This window comes from Methylobacterium sp. Ger2507 (assembly GCF_055231875.1).
In genome coordinates this window covers 2,736,485-2,749,714 of record NZ_JBUYVC010000001.1, presented here as the reverse complement: position 1 = coordinate 2,749,714, position 13,230 = coordinate 2,736,485, and the positions used below count along the sequence as shown (strand labels likewise).

The window sequence follows — 13,230 nt, the reverse complement described above, 5'->3', positions numbered from 1 at the left end:
CGCCGGTCCTTGGCACCGGCGCCGGCCCGGCTGCGACGAAAAAGGCCGGGCCTGTCGGCCCGGCCCGCACGCGGTCCGGCGCGTCGGCTCAGCGCGCCGGGGTGCCGGTGGTGGGCGCCGAACCCGGCCCGATGCCCCGGCCGGCGCTCGGGATGGGGGCGGCGCTCGGGTTGCGGACGGCCCCGGCGCCGGGCGCCGTCCCGGTGGTCGCGGGCGATCCGCCGATGCCGCCTGCGGCGGGACTGCCGATCGTGCTGCCGGCTGTGCCGGAGTTGCCGACGGTGCCAGAATTTCCGACGGTGCCGGAATTTCCGACGCTGCCCGAGCCGGCACCCGGTGCGGTCGACTGGGCCTGGGCGGCGCCCCCGAGGGTGAGCGCGGCGGCGGTGGCGAGGGCGAGAGGGAGGTGACGCATTGGCGAGGTCTCCTGAACCGGATGGGATCGATCGTACCCCGTCAACGCGGTGCGGGATGGGCCGGTTCAGATCGCCGCCCGGTCCGCAAGGCGTGCAACACGCCGCCGGATGTGATTTGGTGGTGCCTCCCGCTTGACCCGAGGCGCAGTCCGGCGGGAAGCCGTTTCCCGGCGGAGCCCTCCGCCGCATCGAACAGAGAACCCCATGGCGACGACGCCCTTTGTCACGGCAGACTGGCTCCACACCCGGCTCGGCGCGCCCGACATCGTGATCCTCGACGGCTCGTGGTACCTGCCGGCCCAGGGCCGCGACGCCCGGGCCGAGTATCTCGCCGCGCACATCCCCGGCGCGATCCGCTTCGACATCGACACGATGAGCGACGAGACCTCTCCCCTGCCCCACATGCTGCCGCGCCCGGAGGTCTTCGCCTCGCGCATGCGGGCTCTGGGCATCGGCGACGGCGCCCACCTCGTGGTCTATGACGGGATGGGCCTGTTCTCGGCGCCGCGGGTGCGCTGGATGCTGAAGACCTACGGCGTCCGCGACGTCGAGATCCTGGACGGCGGCTTCCCGGCCTGGGTCGCGGCGGGCTATCCGGTCGAGGAAGGCGAGGGCCGGCTGCGCACCCGCCGTCACTTCACCGCACGGTTCGACAACGGCGCCGTGGCGGAGGCCGGGGACATCGCCCGCGCCCTCGACACCGGCAATGCCCAGGTCGTCGATGCCCGCTCCGGCCCGCGCTTCCGCGGTGAGGAGGCGGAGCCGCGCCCCGGCGTCCGCCCCGGCCACATGCCGGGCGCCCGCAACGTCCATTATTCCGCGCTCCAGAGCGGGGGGCGCCTGAAGGACGAGGCGGCTCTGCGCGCGGTCTTCGCCGAGAACGGCGTCGACGTGGGCAAGCCCGTGGTCACCACCTGCGGCTCGGGCGTCACCGCCGCCATCGTCGGACTGGCCCTGGAGACCCTGGGGCGTCCCCCCCGTGCCCTCTACGACGGCTCCTGGTCGGAATGGGGCTCGGACCCCGAGCGTCCCGTCGCCACCGGCCCGGCCTGAAGCCTCCGCCTTGCTGAACCCGGACCCTCCGGCGTGCCCGGTCGCCGCGCCGGAGCGGCAACGCTCGCAGGGGCGGATCCACCTGCGCGTCGCCTGCGCGGACGGGCACGACACCCGCATCCTCGACATCGGCGAGGGCGGCCCCTTGCGTCTGCGCCTGCCGCGCCGGCCGAAGGGGCCGTGCGAGGCGGTGCTGCTCAACACCGCCGGCGGCATCGCCTGCGGTGATGCGTTTCGCGTCACCATCGAGGCCGAGGCGGGCGCCGACCTGACCCTGACCACGACCGCCGCCGAGAAGGTCTACCGCTCCGACGGCCCGGTGAGCCGGTTCGAGACGCGGGTCACGCTCGGGGCCGGCGCCCGTCTCGCGCACCTGCCGCAGGAGACGATCCTGTTCGACCGGTCCGCCCTGGCGCGCCGCTTCGAGGCCGATCTGGCGCCGGATGCGCATCTCCTCGCCTTCGAGGCCGTCACCTTCGGGCGCACCGCCCGAAACGAGTCGATCACGCGCGGCCACCTCTCCGACACCTGGCGCATCCGCCGCGACGGGCGCCTCGTCTATGCCGATTCCCTGCGCCTCGACGGCGCGGTGTCGGACCAGCTCGCCCGGGCGGCCATTGGCAACGGCGCCCGCGCCATGGCGACGATGCTCGACGTCTCGCCCGCGGCGGAGGGCCGGCTGGACGAGGCCCGCGCTCTTCTCGACGCGGCGGGGGCGGAGGGGGTCGCGGCAGCGGCCAGCGCCTGGAACGGCCACCTCGTCCTGCGCCTCCTCGGCCGCGATCCGGACGCCCTGCGGAGCGTCGCCCAGCGCGTCCTCACCGCCTATCGCGGACGACCCCTGCCCCGGGTCTGGCAGAGTTAAGGGGCCGTCACGCCGGCGCCCCGGGGAACGGGTGGATCGGCGGGATCAAAGCCGCCACGAGTTCGAGTCGCCCCGAAATGACGCCGCGCTCGGTGATCATCGCGTCCGCGATGGTCTGGAGCGTGTCGGCCGGACCCTGCACCAGCACGACCTCCAGGGTCTGGTTGTGCATCAGGTGCACGTGCAGCGAGGAGATCACCTCGGCGATGAAGCGGCGCTGCAATTCGGCCAGCCGCTGCTGCAGCCCATGGGCGAGGTTGTCGTAGCAGAGCGTGATGGTGCCCACCATGACGCGGTCGCCGACCTCGTGCCGGTGCTCCACCAGAGAGCGGTGCAGGATCGTCGCCACCGCCTGGGAGCGGCTGGCGAAGCCGCGCTCGCCCACCATGGTGTCGAGTTCGCAGAGCAAGTCCTCGGACAGCGACAGGCTGATCCGGCTCACCGGCCGCTTGCGCGTCCCCTCGGCCTCCTCCGGGCCGGTCGCCGCGGTCGCGTTGTCGGACATCTGATTTCCTCCCACTCCGCCCATTCTGGCACGGCTTTTGTATCCGTGAAATCCCGTCGGTATTACGATTTCCACTGATCGTATTACGCGCCCTGGAGATCACAGATGCGCCTGTCCTCGGTTCTCGCCGCCACCCGCAGGAACGTCGCCGGCGGCCTCATGGCCCTGGGCCTGCTCGCAGTGCTGCCCGGCCCGGTCGCACCCGCCTACGCCGCCGAGCCCCTGCGCATCGGCTACAGCGACTGGCCCGGCTGGGTCGCCTGGCAGGTCGCCATCGAGAAGGGTTGGCTCAAGCAGGCCGGCCTCGACGTCACGTTCGAGTGGTTCGACTACTCCGCCTCCATGGATGCCTTCTCGGCGGGCAAGCTCGACGCCGTGACCTGCACCAACGGCGATGCCCTCGTGATGGGCGGCAATGGCGCCCGAAACGTCATGATCATGCTGACCGACTACTCGAACGGCAACGACATGATCATCGGCAAGCCGGGCGTGAAGGGGCTGGCCGAGCTGAAGGGCAAGAAGGTCGGTCTCGAAGTCGGCCTCGTCGAGCAGCTGCTCCTCATCAACGGCCTGAACAAGATCGGCCTGAAGGAGACCGACGTCACCTTCGTCAACGTCAAGACCAACGAGACGCCCCAGGTCCTCGCCTCCGGGGACGTGTCGGCCATCGGCGCCTGGCAGCCCATCGCCGGACAGGCGATGAAGGGCGCCGCCGGGGCCCGGCCGCTCTACACCTCCGCCGACGAGCCCGGCCTGATCTACGACGTGGTCACGGCGACGCCCGCGAGCCTCGCCGCCCGCCGCGCCGACTGGATCAAGTTCGTGGCCGTCTGGGACAAGGTGGTCGCCTACATCCAGGACCCGAAGACCCAGGCCGACGCCGTCGCCATCATGGCGGGCAAGGTCGGCATCGAGCCCGCGACCTTCACCCGCTTCCTCAAGGGCACCCGGCTCCTGACCCTGGCCGACGGCCGCAAGGTGATGGCCGATGCCGAGGGCTTCGGCTCGCTCTACGGGTCGAGCCGCTACGCCGACGCCTTCAACGTCCGGTACGAGGTCTACAAGGCCGCACAGGACGTGAAGGGCTACATCGACCCGGCGCTGACGGACGGCAAATGAGCGCCGCGCCGCGCAGCGACGAGAGGCAGCGCCCCATTCCGGTGGCCGGCGCGCCAGCGGAGGCGACCCGTGCCCGACCGGAGCAGGCCATGGCCGCGCCGGTGCGGACCGGCGCCCGGCGCCGCTCCTGGATCGGGGTCGCCCGGCCGCTCTCGACCCGGCGCCGGACCGTGCTGGCGGTGCTCTCCTTCCTGCTGCCGGTCCTGGCCTGGGCGGCGGTCTCCTACGTGCCGTTCCTGTGGCATCCCCTGGTGGAGGTGACCGAGCCCGGCGACGTGGCCTGGATGGAGCCCGGCATGCGGGTGCCGAAAGCCGCCTTCGCGGAGGAGGTCGCGATCGCGCGGGCCGCCAACGGCGCGGCGCCTGTCGGCATTCCCGCCAACCCGGTCTACCTGCCCGCGCCCCACGCCGTCGCGGCGGCGCTCTGGGCCTCCCTCACCGCGACTCCGACCCAGCGCGACGCGATCCGCCTGCCCCTGAGCCTGTGGCACTCGATCCAGATCATCGTGTGGGGCTTCCTGCTCTCGTCGGTGGTCGGCGTGCCGCTCGGCATCCTGTGCGGAGCGCAGCCGACGCTCGCCCGCCTCACCGAACCGGTGATCGAGTTCGTCCGCTACATGCCGGCCCCCGCCTTCGGGGCGCTGATGGTGGCGATCCTCGGCATCTATGACGGGCCGAAGATCGCCATCATCGTCATCGGGACCTTCTTCCAGCAGGTGCTGGTGATCGCCAACACCACGCGGCGGATCGAGCCGCTGCTGATCGAGGCCGCCCTGACCCTCGGGGCGCGCAACCTCCGCCTGATCCGCCGCGTGATCGTGCCGGCAATGCTGCCGCAGCTCTACCGCGACCAGCGCATCCTGCTGGGCTGGGCCTGGACCTACCTCATCGTCGCCGAACTGATCGGCACCTCGTCGGGCATCACCTTCTTCATCACGCAGCAGGCCCGCTACCAGCATTTCGACAACGTCTACGCGGCGATCCTCGTCATCGGCCTCGTCGGATCGGCCACCGACCTCGCCCTGGCGTGGATCGGGCGCTGGCTGTTCCCCTACGATCGGAGCGAGGCATGACGCGCGGGAGCACGATTCCCCTGCCGGTGGAGCCCTGCGACTACCGCACCCAATGCGAGCCGGTGCGGGCGCGCTTCGCCAAGCTGAAGAGCCGGGACGTGGCCCTGAGCGTCGAGGGGCTGGGCAAGGTGTTCCGCTCCGCCGGCGGCGAGACCACGGCCCTGCGGGGTATCGATCTCGTCACCCACCGGCGGGAATTCCTCTGCGTGGTCGGCCCGTCCGGCTGCGGCAAGTCCACCTTCGTGCGCATTCTCGCCGGGCTCGAGACAGCCAGTTCCGGCGTGGTCCGGGTCGGCGGCGTGCCGGTCTCCGGCCCCGGCGCCGATCGCGGCATGGTGTTCCAGGGCTACACGCTGTTCCCCTGGCTCAGCGTCCTGCGCAACGTCGCCTTCGGCCTGGAGGAGAACGGCACCCCCCGGCGCGAGGCCGAGCGCGAGGCCCGGCAATGGCTGGCGCTGATCGGCCTCGAGGCCTTCGCGGACGCCTACCCGCACCAGCTCTCGGGCGGGATGAAGCAGCGCGTCGCCATCGCCCGCGCCCTGGCCACCCGGCCGCGCATCCTCCTCATGGACGAGCCGTTCTCGGCCCTCGACACCCAGTCGCGGGCCCGGATGCAGGCCTACCTCATCGAGATCTGGCGCAAGATCGACATCACCATCGTGTTCATCACCCACGACCTCGACGAGGCCGTGCACCTCGCCGACCGCATCCTGGTGCTGAAGGCGCATCCGGGCGAGGTGGCCGAACTCATCGAGGTGCCGGTGCCGCGCCCGCGCAGCCCGGACCAGATGCTGGGGCCGGAATTCCGCGCCACCCGCGCCCGGCTCGACGCCTTGATCCACCCGGCGAAGGACGAGGCGGAGGCCGATGCCGACGAGCCCGCCGCCACCGCCCTCGTCACCCGCATGGCGCCGGCCGGCGACGAGGTCGAGTGATGGACGCCTCCGCCCTGCTCTGGGCCGACCGCACCTGGGAGGAGATCGCGGGCGACCTCGCGGCCGCGTCGCAGGCCGCGATCCTGCCGGTGGGCGCCACCGAGCAGCACGGACCGCATCTCGGCTGCGGCATGGATTTCGTGCTGGCCGAGCGCCTCGCCCACGCGGTCTCGGCGCAGACCCGCGTGCCGGTGCTGCCGACCCTGCCCTATGGCTGCTCGCTCGGCCACAGCCGGCGCTGGCCCGGCACCATCACCCTCGATCCCCTGGTGATGACCCAGGTGGTGACGCAGATCGGCACCTCGGCCTATCATTCGGGCGTCCGGCGCCTGTTCCTGGTCAACGCCCACGTCACCAACGCGGCCCCCTTGCGCTGTGCCCTGGAGATGCTGCGCGCCGCTCATGACGACCTGATGGTCGCCCTGGTGAACTCGGCGACGATCAGCGAGCGGGTGCGCGCGGCCCATTTTGCCGATGCCGCCGACTGGCACGCCAATGCCGCCGAGACCGCGCTGATGATGGCGACCGCCCCGGCCCTGGTCCGCCCGGACCGGATCACGGCCGCCGACGATCCCGACCGGACCGAGGGGCTGGTGTTCGCCCACCCGGTCAACCGCACCAGCCGCAACGGCGTCACCGGCCGTCCGTCGCAGGCGAGCCTCGCCGAGGGCGAGCGCCTGTTCGGCTGGATGGTCGCGGACCTCGCCGCTCTCGTCCGGCGCGGCCTCGCCGAGACCCCGCCCCTGTCCCCACCCGACGACCCATCCGGTCCAGAGGAGCGAGCCCGTGGCTCACACGACTGACATCGATCCCCATATCCGCGCGCTGCAGGACGACCTGCGGGGAAAGGGCGTGAAATACGTCATCGGCGCCTATGTCGACATCCACGGGGCCCAGAAGGCCAAGGTCGTGCCCATCGACCACCTGCCCCAGATGGCCGCCGGCTCCGAGCGCTACACCGGCTACGCCCTCGACGGCCTCGGCCAGGCCCCCAACGAGGACGAACTGGCCTCGGTGCCGGACCTCGCCCACGTGATCCAGCTGCCCTGGGAGCCGAAGCTGGCCTGGACCCCGGCCGACCTCACCTTCCAGGGCAAGCCCTACCCCCTCTCCACCCGTGTCGCACTGAAATCCGTGTTGGCCCAGGCGGAGGCGATGGGCTTCGGTTTCAACCTCGGCATCGAGTGCGAGATCTTCCTGCTGCGGCAGGCGGCGGACGGCTCGCTGCACACGCCGGTGCCGGACGATAAGCTGGTGAAGCCCTGCTACGACGTCCGCGGCTTCACCGACAACTTCTCCTGGCTCGACAAGGTCGCCACCACGATCAACGACCTCGGCTGGGACCTGTATTCCTTCGACCACGAGGATGCCTGCGGCCAGTTCGAGTTCGATTTCAACTACGCCGATGCGCTGACCATGTGCGACCGGCTGACCTTCTTCCGCATGATGGCGAAGCACTACGCCAAGGAGGAGGGTCTGCTGGCCACCATGATGCCGAAGCCCTTCGCCGACCGCACCGGCAACGGCGCCCATTTCAACATGTCGCTGTTCGACCGCGAGACCGGCCGCAACGCCTTCGCGTGCGACCCTTCGGCCGATCCGCGCGGCCTCGGTCTGACCGAGACCGGCTATCACTTCATCGGCGGCGTGCTGAAGCACGGCCGCGCCCTCTGCGCCGCCTTCGCTCCGACGGTGAACAGCTACAAGCGCCTCGTGCGCCAGGGCGCGATGGCGGGCTTCTCCTGGGCGCCGGTGTTCAACTCCTACGGCTCGAACAACCGCACCAACTCGGTACGGGTGCCGGCCGGCGGCGGGCGCTGCGAGAGCCGCAACGCGGACGGTGCCGTGAACCCCTACCTCGCCGCCGCCCTGGTGCTCGCCGCCGGGCTGGAGGGCGTGCGCGAGCGGATCAATCCCGGCGCGCCGAACGAGGACAATCTCTACGATCTCTCCGACGCCGAGCGCGCCGCCCGCGGCATCGATTTCCTGCCGCAGACCCTGATGGAGGCGGTGGAGGCCTTCGCGGCCGATCCCCTGGTGGAACGGACCCTGGGCAAGGCCCTGCGCGACGAGTTCATCCGCTACAAGACCGCCGAGTGGCAGGATTATCATCTGACCGTCAGCGCCTGGGAGATCGAGCGCTACAGCCACCTGTTCTAGGCGCCCTCCGAAACCCCCTCACCTGCCCGGCCGGGACGACCCGGCCCCGCGAACAGGGCTCACCATCGGCCGGGACGACCCGGCGGACGTTTGAGGAACGGGCATGACCACCACAGACCAGACGATCGCCGCGTACCGGCAGCGCTACGAAGCGCTGAAGCGCGCCGGGCAGGATCAGGCGCCCCGCGCCCTGCCGCCGTCCTCCCCGCACGGGCTGCCGCTCCCCGGCGCGGCCCTCCATGTGGAGACCATCCCGGGAGGCTGGTACTGGACGACGCATCTGGCGCGCGGCGAAGCCCTGCGCATCGCCCTCGCGCACGGCCCGGCAAGCGTCGCCCTGGTGGCCTGGAGCGCGGCCGACCCGTCCGAGCGGTTGAACTACGCCGACACCGTCAAGGTGCAGTGGACCACCGCCCTGCAGAAGGGCCGGGTTCTGTTCTCCGACATGGGCCGGGTGATGCTCGCGCTGACGGAGGATTCCTGCGGCGCCCATGATTCGCTGGCCGGGGGGTCGAACGCCGCGTCCAACGCCGCGCGCTATCCCGGCGGCCCCCACCGCAACACCCGCGACAACCTCGTCCTCGCCACCCTGAAGGCCGGGCTCGACCGGCGCGACATCCCGGCCCTGGTCAGCGTCTTCGCGCCCGTCGGCGTCGGGCCGGAAGGCCGCCTCGTGTGGAACGAGGCCGGACGCAGGGCCGGCGACTTCGTCGACCTGCGCGCCGAGATGGACCTGACCGTCACCCTGTCGAACTGCCCGCATCCCCTCGATCCGGCTCCGACCTATGCGCCGAACCCGGTCCAGGTCACGCGCTTCCGGGCGCCCGTCCCGGGGGCCGACGACCTGTGCCGCACGGCCACGCCGGAGGCCGTGCGGGGTTTCGAGAACAACGCCCGGGCCGGGTTCTGAGGGGAGATGACGATGACCGACGCACCCACCATCCTCGACGTCACCGTGATCCTCGACGTCACCGTGCCGGCCCAGGCACCCTGGTCCGGTTTCGTGCGCCGGGGCCAGACGATCCGCATCACCGACAGCGAGGGCTGCCAGGCGGTCGACACCCTGTTCTACCGGGCTGACGACATGGGCGAGCGCTATTCCTCCCAGGACACCGTGCGGGTGCAGGGCGCCGCCTACGTCACCGTCGGCACGCCCCTGGTGTCCAGCGAGGGCCGGATCATGGCCCGGGTCACCGCCGATTCCTGCGGGCGGCACGACACCTCGGCCGGGGCCTGCTCGTGCGAGAGCAACACCGTCCGCTTCGGCCACGCCACGCAGTACCTCCATGCCTGCCGCGAGAACTTCGCTCTGGAGGTCGCCAAGTACGGCCTGACCAAGCGCGACATCCCGCCGAACATCAACTTCTTCATGAACGTGCCGATCGAGCAGAACGGCGATCTCGCCATCGTCGACGGCGTCTCGGCGCCCGGCGACTATGTTGAGGTCACGGCCGAGATGGACGTGATCTGCGTGATCTCGAACTGCCCGCAGATCAACAACCCCTGCAACGGCTTCAACCCGACGCCGATCCGGGTCACGATCCGGGACGCGGCCTGATGTTCGACACCCTCCTGATCGCCAACCGGGGCGAGATCGCCCGCCGCATCGTGCGAACCTGCCGCCGCATGGGGATCACCTCGGTGGCGGTCTATTCCGATGCCGACCGCTTCACCCGCGGCGTGCTGGAGGCCGACCGGGCAGTCCGTCTCGGTCCGGCGCCCGCTGCCGAAAGCTACCTCGACGTCGAGGCCGTCATCGCCGCCTGCCGGGCCACCGGCGCGCAGGCGGTGCATCCGGGCTATGGCTTCCTGTCCGAGAACGTCGCCTTCGCCGAGCGGCTGGCGGACGAGGGCATCGTCTTCATCGGCCCCAAGCCCGAGCACCTCTCCGCCTTCGGACTCAAGCACACGGCGCGCGACCTCGCCCGGGCCAGCGGGGTGCCGCTCCTGGCCGGCACCGGCCTGCTGCCCGACCTCGCAACGGCTCTGCGCGAGGCCGAGGCCATCGGCTATCCGGTGATGCTGAAGAGCACGGCCGGCGGCGGCGGCATCGGCATGCGCCTCTGCGCTTCCGCCGCGGAGTTGTCCGAGCACTACGCCGCCGTCGAGCGGACGGCGCGGGCCAGCTTCGGCGACGCCCGGGTCTATCTCGAGCGCTTCGTCGGCGAGGCCCGGCACGTGGAGGTGCAGATCTTCGGCGACGGCGGCGGCCGCGTGGTGGCGCTCGGCGAGCGCGACTGCTCGCTCCAGCGCCGAAACCAGAAGGTGATCGAGGAGACCCCGGCGCCGAACCTGCCCGATGCGGTGCGCGCCCGCCTGCACGCGGCGGCCGTCGCCCTGGGGGCGAGCGTGGCCTACGCCTCGGCCGGGACGGTGGAGTTCATCTACGATCCGGTGCGCGAGGACTTCGCCTTCCTGGAGGTCAACACCCGCCTCCAGGTCGAGCATCCGGTGACCGAGGCGGTGTTCGGCATCGACCTCGTCGAGTGGATGATCCGCCAGGCCGCCGGCGAGGACGTCCTGGCGGATGCCGGTCCGCTGGTGCCGCGGGGCGCCGCCATGGAGGCGCGGCTCTATGCCGAGATCCCGCACGCCAACTTCGCCCCGAGCGCCGGCCTGCTCACCGAGGTGCGCTTTCCCGAAGGCCCCCGGATCGACGGTTGGATCGAGACCGGCACCGAGGTGACGCCGTTCTACGATCCGATGCTCGCCAAGATCATCGTCACCGGGGCCGACCGTCCGGCCGCGCTCGCGGCCCTCCGCGCGGCCCTCGACGGGACGGCGGTGTCCGGCATCGAGACCAACCGCGACTACCTGCGCACCATCGCGGGCTCCGATTTCTTCGCCGAGGGCCGGGTCGCCACCACCGCGCTGCGCGACTTCGCCTTTCATCCGCGCAGCGTCGAGGTGCTGCTGCCCGGTGCCCAGTCGAGCCTGCAGGAGCTGCCCGGGCGCATCGGCCTCTGGCACGTCGGCGTGCCCCCGAGCGGGCCGATGGATGCGCGCTCGTTCCGCGCGGCCAATGCCCGGGTGGGCAACCCGCCCGACACCTGTGCTCTCGAACTCACCGTCTCCGGCCCGACCCTGCGCTTCCACGCCGACACGATCATGGCTTTGTGCGGGGCGCGGATGCCGGCGACCCTCGATGGCATCGCGCAGCCCCACGACGCCGCCTTCCCCGTTCGGGCCGGCCAGACCCTCGTCCTCGGGGCGATCGCCGGCCCCGGACAGCGCAGCTATCTCGCCCTGCGCGGCGGGCTCACGGCGCCGATCGTACTCGGATCGCGCGCCACCTTCGCCCTCGGGGCCTTCGGCGGTCACGCCACCGGCGTGCTGAAGGCCGGCGACGTGCTGCATCTCGGGGCAGTCCCGGAAGTCCCGGCCGAGACCCCGGCGCCGGCGCCGCTGACCCACGACTGGACGCTCGGGGTGGTCTACGGCCCGCACGGGGCGCCGGACTTCTTCCAGGACGCCGACATCGCCGACCTGTTCTCGGCGACCTACGAGGTGCATTTCAACTCCGCCCGCACCGGCATCCGCCTGATGGGGCCGACCCCGCGCTGGGCCCGGGCCGATGGCGGCGAGGCCGGCCTGCACCCGTCCAACCTGCACGACAACGCCTACGCCATCGGGGCCATCGACTTCACCGGCGACATGCCGATCCTGCTCGGGCCGGACGGCCCCAGCCTCGGCGGCTTCGTCTGCCCGGCGGTGATCGCCCGCGACGATTTGTGGAAGATGGGTCAGCTCCGCCCCGGCGACCGGGTGCGGTTCGAGGCCGTGGCACGGCCGGAGGACGACGCGGCGGTGGAGCCAACCGCCGCCCTCCCGACGCCTGCGATCCGGCGCGGCTCGCCCATCCTGGCCCGGGACGAATCCGGTCCCGTCCCGGTGGTCTACCGCCGCCAGGGCGACGACAACCTGCTCGTCGAGTACGGGCCGATGGCCCTCGACATCGGCATCCGGATGCGCGTCCACCTGCTGGCCCAGGCGGTCGCCGAGGCGCGGCTGGCGGGGCTGATCGATCTGACCTCTGGCATCCGCTCGCTGCAGATCCACTACGACGGCGCGGCCCTGCCCCGGCAGCGCCTCCTCGGCACCCTGCGGGAGATCGAGGCCGGCTTGCCGCGGGTGGAGGACGTCACGGTCGAGAGCCGGATCGTCCACCTGCCGCTGTCCTGGAACGACCCGCAGGCGGCGCTGGCCATGCGCAAGTACCAGGAGCTGGTGCGCCCCAATGCGCCGTGGTGCCCCTCGAACATCGAGTTCATCCGCCGGATCAACGGGCTCGCTGACGAGCAGGCGGTCAAGGACATCATCTTCGACGCCCAGTACCTCGTCATGGGGCTCGGCGACGTCTATCTCGGGGCACCGGTGGCGACGCCGGTCGACCCGCGCCATCGCCTCGTGACCACGAAGTACAATCCCGCCCGCACCTGGACGCCGGAAAACGCCGTCGGCATCGGCGGCGCCTACATGTGCATCTACGGCATGGAGGGGCCGGGCGGGTACCAGCTCTTCGGCCGCACCATCCAGATGTGGAACACCTGGCGCACCACCCGGGAGTTCGTGCCGGGCCATCCCTGGCTGCTGCGCCCCTTCGATCGCATCCGGTTCTTCCCGGTCGAGCCGGCCGAACTGACCGAGGCGCGCGCCGCCTTCCCGCACGGGGCCTATCCCGTGACGATCGAGGACGGGACGTTCTCCTACGCGGCGCACCGCGCCGAACTGGCGGCGAACGCGCCCGAGATCACGGCCGCCAAGGCGCGCCAGCAGGCAGCCTACGAAGCCGAGCGCCAGCGCTGGAAGGCGGAGGGGCTCGACAGCTTCGTGGCCGAGGAGGCGATCTCGGACGGCACGGAGGATGCGATCCCGGCCGGCTGCGTCGGCGTGCCGACGACGGTGCCGGGCAATGTCTGGAAGCTTCTGGTAGCCCCGGGCGACGGGATCGCGGCGGGTGACACCGTGGCGATCCTGGAATCGATGAAGATGGAAATCGCCGTGGTCGCGCCCGTGGCCGGGACCGTGCGGGAGATCCGGGCCCAGCCCGGCCGGACCCTGCGCGGCGGCGACCTGGTCGCGGTGATCGAGGAGATCTGAACCC

12 protein-coding genes are annotated in these 13,230 nt (G+C 71.6%); 10 read left to right on the top strand and 2 right to left on the bottom strand.

The annotated features are described in order from the left end of the window. Nucleotides 1-88 precede the first annotated feature (88 nt). Nucleotides 89-415 carry a hypothetical protein gene (locus ACV7NL_RS12730; protein WP_463355866.1) on the bottom strand — a complete coding sequence of 109 codons (327 nt, stop codon included), beginning with the start codon at nt 413-415 and terminating at the stop codon, nt 89-91. Nucleotides 416-620: 205 nt separating this feature from the next. Here ACV7NL_RS12730 and sseA point away from each other — a divergent pair, with 205 nt between their 5' ends. Together sseA and ACV7NL_RS12720 are read left to right on the top strand one after the other, a co-directional pair. After that, nucleotides 621-1,469, top strand: coding sequence for a 3-mercaptopyruvate sulfurtransferase (sseA, locus tag ACV7NL_RS12725; RefSeq protein ID WP_056479964.1), 849 nt, complete (start codon nt 621-623; stop codon nt 1,467-1,469). Nucleotides 1,470-1,479: 10 nt separating this feature from the next. Then, nucleotides 1,480-2,334, top strand: a complete 855-nt coding sequence (locus tag ACV7NL_RS12720; protein WP_463355865.1) for an urease accessory protein UreD — start codon at nt 1,480-1,482, stop codon at nt 2,332-2,334. 7 nt (nt 2,335-2,341) lie between these two features. Here the strand turns inward: ACV7NL_RS12720 and nikR are convergent, their stop codons facing one another. Beyond that, nucleotides 2,342-2,839, bottom strand: coding sequence for a nickel-responsive transcriptional regulator NikR (gene nikR / locus ACV7NL_RS12715; RefSeq protein ID WP_056180230.1), 498 nt, complete (start codon nt 2,837-2,839; stop codon nt 2,342-2,344). Between the two features lie 105 nt (nt 2,840-2,944). Here nikR and ACV7NL_RS12710 point away from each other — a divergent pair, with 105 nt between their 5' ends. From ACV7NL_RS12710 to uca, 8 genes are all read left to right on the top strand, one after another. Beyond that, nucleotides 2,945-3,958 carry an ABC transporter substrate-binding protein gene (locus tag ACV7NL_RS12710; RefSeq protein WP_463355864.1) on the top strand — a complete coding sequence of 338 codons (1,014 nt, stop codon included), beginning with the start codon at nt 2,945-2,947 and terminating at the stop codon, nt 3,956-3,958. An 89-nt stretch (nt 3,959-4,047) separates the two neighbouring features. Beyond that, the gene (locus tag ACV7NL_RS12705; RefSeq protein WP_463357119.1) at nt 4,048-5,031 is read left to right on the top strand and encodes an ABC transporter permease; all 984 of its coding nucleotides are present in this window, start codon (nt 4,048-4,050) and stop codon (nt 5,029-5,031) included. Next, nucleotides 5,028-5,966 carry an ABC transporter ATP-binding protein gene (locus ACV7NL_RS12700; protein ID WP_056180236.1) on the top strand — a complete coding sequence of 313 codons (939 nt, stop codon included), beginning with the start codon at nt 5,028-5,030 and terminating at the stop codon, nt 5,964-5,966. Before ACV7NL_RS12705 ends, ACV7NL_RS12700 begins: the two co-directional genes overlap by 4 nt. After that, nucleotides 5,966-6,769, top strand: a complete 804-nt coding sequence (locus ACV7NL_RS12695) for a creatininase family protein (RefSeq protein ID WP_463355863.1) — start codon at nt 5,966-5,968, stop codon at nt 6,767-6,769. Before ACV7NL_RS12700 ends, ACV7NL_RS12695 begins: the two co-directional genes overlap by 1 nt. After that, complete coding sequence (gene glnT, locus ACV7NL_RS12690; protein WP_463355862.1) at nt 6,753-8,126, top strand: type III glutamate--ammonia ligase; 1,374 nt, start codon at nt 6,753-6,755, stop codon at nt 8,124-8,126. The genes ACV7NL_RS12695 and glnT overlap by 17 nt, the downstream gene beginning before the upstream one ends. Before the next feature lie 103 nt (nt 8,127-8,229). Next, nucleotides 8,230-9,036 (top strand): urea amidolyase associated protein UAAP1, encoded by an 807-nt coding sequence (locus ACV7NL_RS12685; protein WP_463355861.1) that lies wholly within the window; start codon nt 8,230-8,232, stop codon nt 9,034-9,036. 12 nt (nt 9,037-9,048) lie between these two features. Continuing rightward, on the top strand, nt 9,049-9,684 hold the full coding sequence (locus ACV7NL_RS12680) for an urea amidolyase associated protein UAAP2 (RefSeq protein WP_056180249.1): 636 nt from the start codon (nt 9,049-9,051) through the stop codon (nt 9,682-9,684). Further along, the gene (gene uca / locus ACV7NL_RS12675; protein WP_463355860.1) at nt 9,684-13,226 is read left to right on the top strand and encodes an urea carboxylase; all 3,543 of its coding nucleotides are present in this window, start codon (nt 9,684-9,686) and stop codon (nt 13,224-13,226) included. The genes ACV7NL_RS12680 and uca overlap by 1 nt, the downstream gene beginning before the upstream one ends. Nucleotides 13,227-13,230 lie beyond the last annotated feature (4 nt).